Below are 15,312 nucleotides of genomic sequence, written 5' to 3'. Positions count from 1 at the left end.
AGCCGTGTGCGTTAATAGCGCACGCACGGTTCTGTGAGGGGTGGTGAAACACAATCTCCCGCTAGGGAGAAAGGTTTCCACCTACTCGACCCGGAAAAGCATGAGCTGAAGACCCTGGATTGAGCGAAGCGAGGGAAGCGGCTGAAGCCATGCCGGCGGAAAGCGTCCGCCTGGAGCGGAAATCAACAGTATAGTTTTAACGGAGCCTTATAGAAAGGAAGTGTGGAAAATGGGTAAGTCACTAAGCGGTCGCACAATTTTAGTAACAGGTGCGGCGAATCGGATTGGAAAGGCAATTGCCATTGCAGCAGCAAATGAAGGTGCAACTATTGCCCTGCATTACAACCAATCTGCCGAGCAAGCATTAATAACAGCTAAAGAAATTGAAGAATTAGGGAGCCGAGTTACTTGTTTTCAAGCAAACATCGCAAACTTAGAGGATGTGCAAAGGATGCACAAAGCCATCCATGAGCAACTAGGACCTGTGTTTGGTGTGATAAACAATGCAGGATATGGGCAAATGAAATCCTTCTTTGACTATGAACCAAATGAATGGAAGCTGGAAATCGATGTTTGCTTAAATGGCGTATTAAACTTAGCTTACACATTTGTACCATCTATGAAAGAACAACAGGAAGGCAAGTTTATTACAATAGTTGGCGATTCTGCGCGCACTGGTGATCGAAAACTTATCGTATCCGCAGCAGCGAGAAATGGAGTTATAAGTTTCATGAAGTCTTTAGCCCAAGAAGTAGGTCGACAACATATTCAGTGCAATACCGTCTCACTCGGTTTAATTGATCAAGATAACTTGCAAATGGGAGAGGATATGTATCGAAAAATTGTAAAAAGGTATCCGCTTCAACGTTTAGGAAAAGCGGAAGATATTACGGGAATGATGCAATTTTTGTTAAGCAATCAGTCGGATTGGATCACAGGACAAGTATTTTCGATCAACGGTGGTCATAGTATGCTAGGCTAATGGAGAACAAATGGAAGATTGAATTTAGACTATTCGTGAAAATAACCATTGACTGAATGCTCATTCAGTTTTAATATTAAATTACTTCTTTATTAATCTATAAGCCAAATGGTATTCTATGCATAACATCATTTTACGTCTTTAAGGGGGAGAATAAGATGAATCCATTGTTAATCGCAAACTGGGTACTGTTTCTAGCAGTTACTTTGTATGCAATTGGTTTGTTCGCATATTTGTTAAAAACAAGGTATGCATATATCAAACTAGGGAAAAAAGTAGAGTTTGAAGATAATGTGAAAGAAAGGCTCCGTAAAATTTGGGTGTATGTGTTTGGACAAAAGAAACTGTTAAAGGATAAGAAAAGTGGAGCGATCCATGTTATGTTCTTTTACGGCTTTTTACTTGTTCAATTTGGAGCAATCGATTTCATATGGAAAGGTTTAGCACCTGGTTCGCATTTACCATTAGGTCCAGTGTATCCAGCATTTACGTTTTTCCAAGAAATTGTGACATTTGTTATTTTAATAGCAGTTGTGTGGGCATTCTACCGACGCTATATTGAAAAATTAGTTCGTTTAAAACGAGGATGGAAAAGTGGACTAGTTCTTATTTTCATCGGTGGTTTGATGGTTTCTGTTCTAGTTGGTAATGGTATGGGAATGATTTGGCACGACCATGCAGCAACTTGGTCAGAGCCAATCGCATCAGCTGTAGCAACAATTTTTGGAATATTGCCAACTGCAGCTGCAGCAACTGTTTTCTATATCATGTGGTGGGCGCACTTACTATTCTTATTAACATTTTTAGTATACGTCCCACAATCGAAGCATTTCCATTTAATTACTGGTCCTGCGAACGTTTACTTCCATCGTTTAGACAATGTAGGGAAACTACGTCCTATTAATTTCGAAGAGGAAGAAGATGAAGAGTCGGACGAAGAGGCAATGCCATCGTTTGGTGTTGGGAACATTCATGAATTTACGCAAGCACAAATGATTGACTTCTACGCATGTGTAGAATGTGGTCGTTGTACAAATATGTGTCCAGCGACGGGAACAGGTAAAATGCTGTCGCCAATGGACTTAATTACTAAGCTCCGTGACCATTTAACTTTCACGGGAGCTGTTGAAACGAAGGCAAAACCTTGGGTGCCGGCACTTGCATTCCAAGGAACAAGAGGTAACCAACTTGCAATGGCTGCTGGAGCAGAAGGGGCAATCATTGAAGACATTTATAGCCCATCCCTAATCGGTGACGTTATTACCGAAGAAGAAATTTGGGCATGTACGACTTGCCGTAACTGCGAAGACCAATGTCCAGTTATGAATGAGCATGTCGATAAAATTATCGACCTCCGCCGTTACTTAGTAATGACAGAAGGAAAAATGGATCCAGATGCACAACGCGCGATGACGAATATTGAGCGTCAAGGAAATCCATGGGGCTTAAACCGTAAAGAAAAAGAAAACTGGAGAGATGCTCGTCCAGATGTTCATATTCCAACGGTGAAAGAAGTATCTAAAGCTGGAGAAGAATTTGAATACTTATTCTGGGTTGGGTCAATGGGATCATTCGATAATCGTTCCCAAAAAATCGCATTAGCATTCGCACACTTGATGAACGAAGCGGGAGTGAAGTTTGCGATTCTTGGCAATAAAGAAAAGAACTCTGGTGACACACCACGTCGTCTAGGAAACGAATTTTTATTCCAAGAGCTAGCAACATCGAATATTTCAGAATTTGAAAAAGCTGGTGTAACAAAAATTGTCACAATTGATCCACATGCATATAATATCTTTAAAAATGAATACAGTGATTTCGGCTGGAACGGGGAAGTACTTCACCATACAGAAATGCTGTACGATTTGGTGCAACAAGGTCGCTTAAAACCGCAATACGCAGTGGAAGAGACAATTACATTCCATGATTCTTGTTATTTAGGTCGATACAACGATGTATATGACGCACCACGAGAAGTATTAAAAGCAATTCCTGGTGTGAAATTAGTGGAAATGAATCGTAACCGTGAGACAGGCATGTGCTGTGGAGCAGGAGGCGGACTAATGTGGATGGAAGAACATGTAGGAAACCGCATTAACGTTGCTCGAACAGAACAAGCGTTAGAAGTAAATCCAACGATTATTTCATCTGGTTGCCCATACTGCTTAACGATGTTATCCGATGGCACAAAGGCGAAAGAAGTAGAAGAAAAAGTTGGCACTTACGATATTGCTGAACTACTGGAGAAATCTATTTTCGGTGAATTCACACCATCGGCAGAAGAGAAAGAGTTGGAACAAGTTGTTCAATAAATAGACATATTTTTATTGCAAATAGTTAGATAGTTTCGTAAACTAGAGGTAACAGTAGAGGGAGTAGATCATACTCCCTTTTTCTAACAAGTCAAATTGAGCGAGCGTTCAGTCAACTTGATTTTTTATTTTATAGTTGGTGAAAGCGCATACAAAAAAGGGGTGGCTATGTTGACAAAAACAGTTATTTTAGATGGGGCACGTACAGCTTTTGGTAAGTTCGGTGGAGCGCTTAGTAGTTTAACCGCTTCAGATCTTGGGGGAATAGCGATAAAAGAAGCATTAATTCGCGCAGGTGTCATTGCTGCAGATGTAGATGAAGTAATAATGGGGACTGTTTTGCAAGCAGGGCAAGGACAAATTCCTTCTAGACAAGCGGCGACAAAAGCGGGGATTCCTTGGTCGGTGAAAACGGAAACGATTAATAAAGTATGTGCTTCTGGTATGAGAAGTGTGACTTTAGCGGATCAATTAATTCGACTTGGCGACGAAGAAATAATCGTTGCAGGTGGAATGGAATCGATGTCTAATGCACCTTATTACTTACCAAAAGGTCGATTTGGGCTTCGCATGGGTGACGCTCAAATGGTGGATGGCATGATTTATGACGGACTTTCTTGTGCATTTCATCCGAAAAAAGTGCATATGGGAACGTATGGTAACTCTACTGCTCAAACTTTTGAGTTATCACGTGAGAAACAAGATGAATGGTCGTATAGAAGTCATAACCTTGCATTAAAAGCAATCGACAATGGGATTTTGGCGGAGGAAATCGTAGCGGTTGAAATCCCTCAGCGAAAAGGAGATCCAGTTGTCGTAAAAGATGACGAAGCACCACGACGTGATACATCAATCGATTCACTTGCTAAATTGAAACCAGCGTTTGGTAGTGATGGGACGATTACAGCAGGAAATGCTCCAGGGGTCAATGACGGGGCTTGTGCGATTGTTTTAACAAATGAAGAAAAAGCAAAAGAACTTGGCAAAGAGCCACTTGCATACGTGATTGGACACGCGGAAATCTCGATTGAACCAGAAAACTTTCCACAAACTCCGGGTATTGTCATTAATAAAATTCTTGATAAAACTGGAAAAAGCCTAGCAGATATTGATTTATTTGAAATCAATGAAGCATTTGCAGCGGTAGCACTAGTTAGTAGTCAAATCGCAGGCTTGGATGAAGAAAAAGTGAATGTAAATGGCGGAGCAGTAGCACTTGGTCATCCAATTGGAGCATCTGGAGCACGCATCATTCTAACACTTGCGTATGAATTAAAACGCCGTGGTGGTGGTATTGGTATTGCAGCAATTTGTTCAGGTGGCGGGCAAGGTGACGCAATAATGATCGAAGTTCCAAAAACAGGGGGAAGTAACGCATGACAATCCAAAAAGTAATGGTAATCGGTGCCGGTCAAATGGGAGCAGGGATTGCTCAAGTGTGTGCACAGGCAGGATTTGAAGTGAAGCTAAATGACAGGGAAGAACAATTCTACGAACGCGGGCTTCAAACAATTACAAAAAATCTTTCACGTAATGTGGAAAAAGGTCGCATGACAGAAGATGAGAAGCAAGCAGTACTAAATAATATTACGAAATCGCTTTCCATCGAAGACGCTCAAGATGTAGACATCGTCATAGAAGCAGCGGTTGAAAATATGGAAATCAAGCAATCTATTTTCAAACAACTAGATGAAATTACACCAAAGCATACGATTTTAGCAACAAACACTTCATCGCTACCTATTACCGAAATTGCGGCTGCAACAAATCGTCCAGAACAAGTAATTGGGATGCATTTTATGAATCCGGTTCCAGTAATGAAACTAGTAGAAATTATTAGAGGTCTAGCAACATCAGATGAAGTATATACAGCAATTGAAGATATGACGAACAAGTTAAGCAAAGTACCAGTCGAAGTAAATGATTTCCCAGGCTTCGTCTCTAACCGCATATTAATGCCAATGATTAACGAAGCAATTTACACGCTTTATGAAGGCGTTGCATCAAAAGAAGCAATCGACGATGTGATGAAACTCGGGATGAATCACCCAATGGGTCCACTTCAACTTGCGGACTTTATCGGTTTAGATACTTGTTTATACATTATGGAAATTTTACATGAAGGGTTTGGAGATAGTAAATATCGTCCATGTCCACTTCTTAGAAAATACGTAAAAGCTGGCTGGTTAGGGAAGAAATCTGGTAGGGGCTTCTATATATACGAATAAAGGGGAAAATAAGATGGAGCTAAAGTTTACTGAAGAACAACTTATGATGCGCAACATGGTCAGGGATTTTGCTAAAACGGAAATTGAACCTTTTATAGAACGAATGGAGCAAGGAGAGTTTCCTCGTGAAATCATTCAAAAAATGGGAGAACTTGGGCTAATGGGAATAACCGTTCCTGAAAAGTACGGTGGCTCCGAAATGGATTTTATAAGCTACGTCATTGCGATTAATGAGCTTTCAAAAGTAAGTGCAGTTGTAGGGGCCATTCTTTCTGTGCACACTTCTGTTGGAACAAATCCAATTCTCTATTTTGGCAATGAAGAACAAAAAAATAAATACATTCCGAAGCTAGCAACTGGTGAATACTTAGGAGCCTTTTGCTTAACGGAACCATCTGCAGGATCCGACGCAGGCGCACTGAAAACAAAAGCTGTCAAGAAAGAGGACCATTATGTGTTAAATGGTTCAAAAGTTTTTATAACAAATGGTGGAGAAGCAGAAGTGAACATCGTTTTTGCTTCGACAGATCCTTCGCAAGGTTCAAAAGGAATCACGGCATTTATCGTAGAAAAGGATACGCCAGGATTTATCGTCGGAAAAGATGAAGAGAAGATGGGGTTGCACGGTTCTAGAACAGTTCAGCTTACATTTGAGGACATGAAAATTCCTGTAGCAAATCGACTCGGCGAAGAAGGCGACGGTTTTAAAATAGCAATGGCGAACTTGAATACCGGTCGAATTGGAATCGCAACGCAAGCGCTTGGTATTGCAGAAGCAGCCTTTGAGGCGGCAGTCGCGTATTCTAAAGAACGTATTCAATTCGGTAAACCAATTGCTGCGAACCAAGGAATAGGCTTTAAACTAGCAGATATGGGGACTGCAGTAGAAGCGGCAAGACTCCTTGTATACCGGGCAGCAAGCCTTCGCGATCAAGGACTTCCTTGCGGAAAAGAAGCATCAATGGCGAAACTATTTGCTTCGAAAACAGCAGTTGATGTCGCTATAGAAGCAGTGCAAGTATTCGGCGGATATGGCTACACAGAAGACTATCCAGTAGAACGCTATTTCCGAGACGCCAAAATAACGGAAATCTACGAAGGCACAAGCGAAATCCAACGAATCGTCATTAGTAAACATTTAACAAATTGAAATATATACCAATAAATGGCTAAATGCGACAAAACCAACGGCGAACGCGACAAAAGCAACGCTGAACCCGACAAAATAGGATACGAACGCGACAAAAGCAACGCCGAACGCGACAAACTAAGTAAAACTACCAAAAAGGGGCGGGAATGACAATGAACTTTCAACTTTCAGAAGAACATGAAATGATTCGTAAAATGGTACGTGATTTTGCAGAAAATGAAGTAGCACCAACAGCAGCTGAGCGTGACGAAGAAGAACGCTTTGATCGCGCCATTTTCGACAAAATGGCGGAGCTCGGATTAACAGGAATCCCTTGGCCGGAAGAATACGGTGGAATCGGTTCTGACTATCTAGCATATTGCATCGCGGTGGAAGAACTATCACGTGTTTGTGCTTCAACAGGAGTAACACTTTCTGCACATACATCACTTGCGGGATGGCCGATTTTTAAATACGGCAATGAAGAACAGAAACAAAAATATCTTCGTCCAATGGCAGAAGGCACTAAAATCGGTGGTTACGGTTTAACAGAAGCTGGATCAGGTTCAGATGCTGGTGGCATGAAAACAACCGCTAAATTGGATGGCGATCACTATGTGTTAAACGGATCTAAAATCTTCATAACAAATGGTGGTGTTGCAGATATTTACGTTGTATTTGCAGTAACAGATCCAGAATCGAAGCATAAAGGAACGAGTGCTTTTATCATTGAAGCTGATTTCCCAGGATTCTCGGTAGGGAAAAAAGAAAAGAAACTTGGTATTCGCTCATCTCCTACAACGGAAATTATTTTTGATAATTGTCGTGTACCAAAAGAAAACCTTCTTGGGGAAGAAGGAGAAGGCTTTATCATCGCGATGAAAACATTGGATGGAGGGCGTAACGGAATCGCTGCTCAAGCAGTCGGAATCGCACAAGGTGCACTAGATGCAGCAGTAGGGTATGCAAAGGAGCGCGTACAATTCGGTAAGCCAATCGTTGCAAACCAAGGCGTATCCTTCAAACTTGCAGATATGGCGACTAGCACAGAAGCATCACGATTACTAACATATCAAGCAGCATGGCTAGAGTCTAATGGGCTACCTTACGGGAAAGAATCCGCTATGGCAAAATTAATGGCTGGAGATACAGCGATGAAAGTAACAACAGAAGCTGTGCAAGTGTTCGGGGGATATGGCTATACAAAAGATTATCCAGTGGAACGCTTTATGCGCGATGCGAAAATTACTCAAATATACGAGGGAACGCAAGAAATTCAACGACTTGTTATTTCTCGTATGTTGACGAAGTAATGGATGATTATGGAAAAAAAGCATGAAGTACTAACATCTATTAAAGATGAAAGTCTCATTGAAAAACGACGTCACCAAATGATTCGTGCGGGTGTTACGTTATTCAAACAAAAAGGCTTTCACCGAACGACAACAAGGGAAATTGCAAAAGAAGCCGGCTTTAGTATCGGAACATTGTACGAATACATTCGGACAAAGGAAGATCTACTCTATTTAGTTTGCGATAGTATTTACCATGAAGTGCATCATAAACTATCGCAAATTTCGCTGCAAAATGGAACGATCCAAGGCTTAAAAACTGCGATCCGTCACTATTATGGGGTCATTGACGATATGCAGGATGAGTTCGTTGTCATGTATCAAGAAACAAAATCTTTACCAAAAAATGCACTGCAATACGTACTCACAAAAGAATTAGAAATGGTTGAGATTTTCCAAAAGATTCTTGTTGGCTGTAAACAAGCTGGGGAACTTGAGCTAACGGATACACAAATTAACCTGTACGCTCATACACTTGTCGTACAAGGGCAAATGTGGGCGTTTAGAAGATGGGCGCTCGGCAAAGAATATTCGCTCGAACAATTTACTGAATTGCAAATACAGTTTGTACTGAAGGGGATGGGACAGTAAATGGTTATTAAACAAAGGGGGAGCAACATGTCTTCTGTAGAAGTATATCGTCCAAAAAATCATGTTCGTTTTGTCACAGCATCGAGTCTTTTTGATGGGCATGACGCATCGATTAATATTATGCGTCGTATTTTACAGGGGAGCGGGGCAGAAGTGATTCACTTAGGTCATAATCGTTCTGTTGAAGAAGTCGTCAATGCGGCGATACAAGAAGACGTACAGGGGATTGCGATTTCTTCTTACCAAGGGGGACATGTAGAGTATTTTAAATATATGAAGGATTTACTCGTGGAACGTGGTGCACCTCATATTCAAATATTTGGTGGCGGCGGCGGAGTAATCATTCCAAAAGAAATAAAAGAACTGCAAGAATACGGAATATCCGGTATTTTCTCTCCAGAAGATGGTCGAAAACTCGGTCTCCAAGGAATGATCAATCAAATACTACAATCATGTGATGTGCCTACTAAAGTGGCGGGTGCAAACAAGGAAATCGAGACCGCTTCAACGGAAAATACAGAATTGCTTGCGCATTTAATCACTGTTGCAGAGGAAGCGCATCAAACGGGAGATGCAGAAGCGAAAGCAATGATTGAACATGCGAAACGTATTTCAAAAGGTACACCAGTGCTTGGTATTACAGGGACTGGTGGAGCAGGAAAAAGTTCATTAACGGACGAATTAATTCGCCGATTCCTACATGATCTGCCAAACAAAAAAATTGCAGTTCTTTCTATTGATCCAACGAAGCAAAAAACAGGTGGCGCGCTTCTTGGTGACCGTATTCGGATGAATGCCATTTTCAATAAACGAGTATTTATGCGAAGTCTAGCAACACGCGGATCTCGTACAGAATTATCTGGTGCACTTTCAGATGTCTTAGATGTCGTGAAAGTAGCAGGTTTTGATTTAATCATTGTGGAAACAAGTGGTATAGGACAAGGGGACGCTGAAATTGCAAACGTATCGGATGTTTCGATGTATGTGATGACAAGCGAGTTCGGTGCACCGTCTCAACTTGAAAAAATTGATATGATTGACTACGCTGATTTAATCGTGATCAACAAATTCGAACGAAAAGGCTCAGAAGACGCGCTTCGCCAAGTACAAAAGCAATATCAACGAAGCCGCGAATTATGGCATGATGATTTAGATACAATGCCAGTTTATGGGACTATTGCAAGTCAATTTAATGATAAAGGAACGAATTCTTTATTTGCAGCATTAATCGGTGTATTAAATGAAAAAACAGGCACTGACTGGGAAACATCATACGAACAATTTGTGAAAACGCAAAAACAAAATGTCATCATTCCAAATGAGCGTCGTTACTATTTACGCGAAATAACAGATGCGGTGCGTGGTTACCATAAAAAGTCGGAAGAGCAAGTAGCTTTTGCGCGAAGATTGTTCCAATTAGAAGGTGCCATTGAAGCAGTAAAAGAAAAAGCAGCGGATGACGCACTAGTACATTCTCTGGAATCACTTGCTTTAGGCGTGCGTGACGAATTAACAGCAGAATCCAAACGAATACTAGAAAACTGGTCCGCTTTAAAAGCTGCTTATGCTGGGGATGAATTTGTCACGAAAGTACGCGATAAAGAAATCCGTACTATCCTTCGTACAGAAAGCTTATCCGGTCTGAAAATACCCAAAGTAGTCCTTCCGAAATTCGTCGATTACGGGGAAATTTTAAGATGGGTATATAAAGAAAATGTACCAGGATCATTCCCATATACAGCGGGGGTTTTTCCGTTCAAACGAGAAGGAGAAGACCCAAAACGTCAATTTGCAGGAGAAGGTACGCCAGAACGGACAAATCGTCGTTTTCATTATTTGTCCAAAGATGATAATGCCAAACGTCTATCTACAGCGTTTGACTCCGTAACTTTATACGGAGAAGATCCGGATCACCGCCCAGATATTTTTGGGAAAGTAGGAGAATCTGGGGTAAGCGTTTGTACGTTAGATGATATGAAAAAGCTATATGATGGTTTTGATTTATGTGCACCGTCGACCTCTGTATCGATGACGATTAATGGACCCGCACCAATCATTTTAGCGATGTTCATGAACACGGCAATTGATCAGCAAGTGCGGATTAGAGAAGAAGAAATTGGTCGCACATTAACTGTGGAAGAATTTACAGAAGTGAAAACGAAAACTTTGCAAGTAGTTCGTGGAACGGTGCAAGCAGATATTTTAAAAGAAGACCAAGGGCAAAACACATGCATTTTCTCTACAGAATTTGCTCTTCGTATGATGGGCGATATCCAACAATATTTTATCGACCAAAAAGTTCGTAACTATTATTCAGTTTCCATTTCTGGATATCATATTGCAGAAGCAGGTGCTAATCCAATTTCGCAGCTTGCATTTACGCTTTCCAATGGTTTCACTTATGTGGAATATTATTTAAGTCGTGGTATGCATATCGATGATTTTGCACCAAACTTATCATTCTTTTTCTCGAACGGCTTGGATCCTGAATATACCGTAATCGGTCGAGTTGCTCGTCGTATTTGGGCAGTTGTAATGCGAGACAAATATGGTGCAAATGAACGAAGCCAAAAACTGAAGTATCATGTACAAACTTCTGGTCGCAGCTTGCATGCCCAAGAAATCGATTTTAATGATATTCGTACAACACTTCAAGCATTGATGGCGCTGCAAGATAACTGTAATTCTCTTCATACAAATGCATATGACGAAGCGATTACAACACCAACAGAGGAATCGGTTCGACGTGCGATGGCCATTCAAATGATCATTACAAAAGAACATGGATTATCAAAAAACGAAAACCCGCTGCAAGGTGCTTTCATCATTGAGGAACTGACAGATTTAGTAGAAGAAGCCGTACTATCCGAGTTTGATCGGATTAATGATCGCGGTGGAGTACTCGGTGCAATGGAAACACAGTACCAACGTGGCAAAATCCAAGAAGAATCAATGTACTACGAGATGAAAAAACATACCGGCGAGCTACCGATTATCGGGGTGAACACATACTTAAATCCGAATCCTGCAACTGCGGAGGACATTGATAATATGGAACTTGCCCGTGCAACAACCGAAGAAAAAGAATCGCAAATTACAAATCTCCGAAACTTCCAAGAGAAGCATGCAACAGAAGCGAGCATTGCACTTGCTAAGCTGAAGCAAGTGGCAGTAACAGGCGGCAACATCTTCGAAGAGCTCATGTCCACAGTCCAAAAAGCAAGCCTAGGACAAATTACAAACGCACTTTACGAAGTCGGCGGGCAGTACCGAAGAAATATGTAAGTGACATATACGCTATATATTTTTTGATAGGATTTTGCTTAAAATTAATCAATTAGCAATTCTTGATTGTTTGTAGCGGAAAGCGTCCGCCTGAAGCGGAAATCCAAGTGACAACAAGTTAGAAAAAAAATTTAGTGTCTCGATGTATTATCGGGACACTTTTTTGTATAATGAAATAAGTTGATTACGTAGTAGAGGAGAATAGGCGTGAAAAAATCGATTCATATAATGATAATTATTATACTCCTACTACTCACTATTTTTCTGTATAATAGAAGACTGGCATCTATTCCATTACTCCTGCTTTCTTTTCACTTATTTTTATTGGCAGGTGCAAAATTTTCCCTTTTCAAAAAGAATAAATGACGGTAGCATATATCATAATGGTTTGTATATAATGGGAAGTATGCAAACGGACATAGAAAGGACGTGCACGATTTGAATTTTCGTGAAATGACAACAGCACAACTACAAGAAGAATCGCTAATAGATTTAGGATTTGCGATTTTAGAAGATAAGAAAAATGCATTAACATTAACAGATCTATTTGATGAAATTCAAAAACTAAACGGATTTACGGATGAAGAAATGGCTGCTCGTAAACCACAATTCTACACAGATATGAATATTGACGGTCGCTTTTTAGCAATTGCCGAAAACCAATGGGGACTAAGAGAATGGTACCCAGTCGAACAAATTGAAGAAGAAACTGCTCCAACTGTTAAAGTGCGTAAAAAGAAAGCAAAAGCAGTAGAAGATGATGATGATTTAGAAGATCTAGATGAAGATGAAATCGTATTTGAGGAAGAATTCGACGAGTTCATTGAAGATGAAGACGATGAAGATGAAGAAGTAGTAGTTGACTTTGAAGAAGATATCGATGAAGAAATTGAAGAGGACCTAATCGATGAGGACGAAGAAGACTTCGACATTATCGATGACGAAGAATTGGATGAAGAAGAGGAAGACGAAGAATAATTCTTGACTTCTTCTTCTAATCGCTATAAGATTCTATTGGGCTCTTTTTAAAGAGACATTACTCATGTGCATATGCGCTCCCCTGCCAAATTAGCAGGCGGGGCGCTTTTTTGTTATTGTAGAACTAATTATTACTTGAGGAGGAACAAATTTTGACTAAATTTATTTTTGTTACTGGTGGGGTTGTATCTTCATTAGGTAAAGGAATTACGGCAGCATCACTTGGCCGTTTATTGAAAAACAGAGGTTTAAATGTAACGGTTCAAAAATTCGATCCATATATTAACTTAGACCCAGGGACAATGAGTCCATATCAGCACGGGGAAGTTTTCGTCACAGATGATGGCGCAGAAACAGATTTAGACTTAGGTCATTACGAGCGTTTTATGGATATTAATTTAAATAAATACTCCAATATTACAACAGGGAAAGTGTACTCTTCCGTTTTAAGAAAAGAACGTCGTGGTGATTATAACGGTGCGACCGTGCAAGTAATCCCACATATTACAAATGAGATTAAACAACGTCTATTCTTAGCTGCAAAAGAAACGCATGCAGATATCGTCATCACAGAAATCGGTGGAACGGTTGGAGACATCGAATCTCTTCCATTCTTAGAAACCATTCGTCAAATGAAACGTGACGTAGGTAGCAACAATGTGATGTACATTCACTGTACATTAGTTCCATTTATAAAAGCTGCTGGTGAGATGAAAACAAAGCCAACACAACATAGTGTAAAAGAATTACGTAGCCTTGGTATTCAACCAAACGTGATTGTACTTCGTTCGGAAATGCCAGTTCCTCAAGATATGAAAGACAAAATCGGGCTTTTCTGTGATATCAAACCAGAAGAAGTAATTGAATGTATCGATGCGGATTCATTATACGAAATCCCATTAAATCTTCAAGCGCAAAATTTAGACCAAATCGTTGTAGATCACTTCCAACTGAATACAAAAGAAGCAGATATGACAGACTGGAAAGTATTAGTGGATCAAGTGAAATCACTATCGAAAACAGTGCGTATCGGTTTAGTTGGTAAATACGTTGAACTTCAAGATGCATACATTTCCGTTGTAGAAGCGATGAAACATGCAGGATATAAATTCGATGCAGACGTAGAAGTAAAATGGGTGAACGCAGAAGAAGTGAACGATGCAAATGTAGCAGAAATTCTTTCTGATGTGGACGGCATCCTTGTTCCAGGTGGATTCGGAGACCGCGGTGTAGAGGGGAAAATCTCTGCAACTAAATTTGCTCGTGAAAACAACGTACCTTTCCTAGGCATTTGTTTAGGAATGCAGCTTGCAACAGTGGAATTTGCACGTTCTATTTTAGAATTGCAAGGTGCGCATTCATCTGAGCTAGATCCAACTACTGCGCATCCAATTATCGATTTATTGCCAGAACAAAAAGACGTGGAAGACTTAGGTGGAACACTTAGATTAGGACTATTCCCATGTAAACTTACGCCGGGTTCAAAAGCACACCAAGCTTATGGCGAAGAACTTGTATACGAACGCCATCGCCACCGTTACGAATTCAACAACGAATACCGCGAACAATTTGAAGCAGCAGGATTCGTGTTCTCTGGTACAAGCCCAGATGGTCGCTTAATCGAAATCATCGAGCTTCCAGAGCACCCATTCTTCGTAGCTTCTCAGTTCCATCCGGAATTTGTGTCTCGTCCACGACGTCCACAACCACTATTCCGTGAGTTCATCAAAGCGTCTGTAGGAGAATAATATATAAGAAGCAGTTCGACATCGTCGAGCTGCTTTTTTGTCGTATTATTAGGAAATAAATGGCTAATCAAGACTAAATTGCTAGTGAACACGACAAAACCAAGCACGAAAGCGACTAACTCACCCCCCAACACGACAAAACAAAAAACGCCCAAAGAAATCTCTTTGGGCATTTCTAATAAGCTTATTCACCTAAAAGCATTTCATCAAGCTTCATCTTCACCGCTTCGTATACAAACATTGCCCCCATTGCATACGGCAACACAATGCGGGAACCATCCTCAGCAGGAAGCAAACCTTTCGTTAATTTCAATGAAATATATGTATAGGCAAAATTCGCTAGCTGATTCTCTTCACTTGCAGGTTCTGCAGCAAGTACACTAAATGGGATAAATAATTCACTTAAATGTTCGGCAAGTGCTAATGCCTCTTCATTTTCAGCAGATCGAACGATGATCCAAACGCGATCCGCGCTTGTAAGCTGAACGGCTGGTGTCCAACTTTTCATACTAGGGAAAGGCTCAGCAGCAAATTGTGCATTTACAGCGATACTTGTCATTTCTCCAAACGTTGCAAAATAAATGCTTCCTTCCCTAGCTGCAGCTTGCGCTAATAGTCGAGCAGTTTCTTCTATGTTCTCTTCCTCCGAAGTTGCAATACGTTGAAGAAGCCCAGTGAGTTGTGTTGTTAACATTTTCATTCTCTAT

The 15,312-nt window shown here is 40.6% G+C and carries 11 protein-coding genes; 10 read left to right on the top strand and 1 reads right to left on the bottom strand.

Going from position 1 to position 15,312, the window contains the following annotated elements:
* The first annotated feature begins 229 nt into the window (after nt 1-229).
* The 10 genes from ACIQYS_RS13270 to ACIQYS_RS13225 all read left to right on the top strand — a co-directional run bounded on the left by ACIQYS_RS13270 (nt 230) and on the right by ACIQYS_RS13225 (nt 14,605).
* The gene (locus ACIQYS_RS13270; RefSeq protein ID WP_402980608.1) at nt 230-982 is read left to right on the top strand and encodes an SDR family NAD(P)-dependent oxidoreductase; all 753 of its coding nucleotides are present in this window, start codon (nt 230-232) and stop codon (nt 980-982) included.
* 158 nt (nt 983-1,140) lie between these two features.
* Nucleotides 1,141-3,294, top strand: a complete 2,154-nt coding sequence (locus ACIQYS_RS13265) for a heterodisulfide reductase-related iron-sulfur binding cluster (RefSeq protein WP_402980605.1) — start codon at nt 1,141-1,143, stop codon at nt 3,292-3,294.
* Between the two features lie 171 nt (nt 3,295-3,465).
* A complete protein-coding gene (locus ACIQYS_RS13260) occupies nt 3,466-4,674 on the top strand; it encodes an acetyl-CoA C-acetyltransferase (protein WP_402980602.1) in 1,209 nt (402 codons plus the stop codon).
* Nucleotides 4,671-5,522, top strand: a complete 852-nt coding sequence (locus ACIQYS_RS13255; protein ID WP_402980599.1) for a 3-hydroxybutyryl-CoA dehydrogenase — start codon at nt 4,671-4,673, stop codon at nt 5,520-5,522. The genes ACIQYS_RS13260 and ACIQYS_RS13255 overlap by 4 nt, the downstream gene beginning before the upstream one ends.
* Before the next feature lie 13 nt (nt 5,523-5,535).
* The gene (locus ACIQYS_RS13250) at nt 5,536-6,672 is read left to right on the top strand and encodes an acyl-CoA dehydrogenase (RefSeq protein WP_402980596.1); all 1,137 of its coding nucleotides are present in this window, start codon (nt 5,536-5,538) and stop codon (nt 6,670-6,672) included.
* A gap of 152 nt (nt 6,673-6,824) precedes the next feature.
* Nucleotides 6,825-7,964 (top strand): acyl-CoA dehydrogenase, encoded by a 1,140-nt coding sequence (locus tag ACIQYS_RS13245; RefSeq protein ID WP_402980593.1) that lies wholly within the window; start codon nt 6,825-6,827, stop codon nt 7,962-7,964.
* Between the two features lie 9 nt (nt 7,965-7,973).
* Nucleotides 7,974-8,594: a TetR/AcrR family transcriptional regulator gene (locus ACIQYS_RS13240; protein WP_402980620.1), complete on the top strand. Its 621-nt coding sequence runs from the start codon at nt 7,974-7,976 to the stop codon at nt 8,592-8,594.
* 27 nt (nt 8,595-8,621) lie between these two features.
* Nucleotides 8,622-11,879 carry a fused isobutyryl-CoA mutase/GTPase IcmF gene (gene icmF / locus ACIQYS_RS13235; protein ID WP_402980590.1) on the top strand — a complete coding sequence of 1,086 codons (3,258 nt, stop codon included), beginning with the start codon at nt 8,622-8,624 and terminating at the stop codon, nt 11,877-11,879.
* Nucleotides 11,880-12,317: 438 nt separating this feature from the next.
* Complete coding sequence (rpoE, locus tag ACIQYS_RS13230; protein WP_402980587.1) at nt 12,318-12,857, top strand: DNA-directed RNA polymerase subunit delta; 540 nt, start codon at nt 12,318-12,320, stop codon at nt 12,855-12,857.
* A 152-nt stretch (nt 12,858-13,009) separates the two neighbouring features.
* On the top strand, nt 13,010-14,605 hold the full coding sequence (locus ACIQYS_RS13225; RefSeq protein ID WP_402980584.1) for a CTP synthase: 1,596 nt from the start codon (nt 13,010-13,012) through the stop codon (nt 14,603-14,605).
* A 184-nt stretch (nt 14,606-14,789) separates the two neighbouring features.
* On the opposite strand, the gene ACIQYS_RS13220 is transcribed toward ACIQYS_RS13225, so the two are convergent.
* A complete protein-coding gene (locus ACIQYS_RS13220) occupies nt 14,790-15,305 on the bottom strand; it encodes a DUF2529 family protein (protein WP_402980581.1) in 516 nt (171 codons plus the stop codon).
* Nucleotides 15,306-15,312 lie beyond the last annotated feature (7 nt).

The sequence above is a fragment of the Psychrobacillus sp. NPDC096426 genome, from assembly GCF_044762745.1.
Lineage (GTDB): Bacteria > Bacillota > Bacilli > Bacillales_A > Planococcaceae > Psychrobacillus.
Note: the sequence above shows the minus strand (reverse complement) of the source record. Positions and strands in the feature narration are given on the sequence as shown.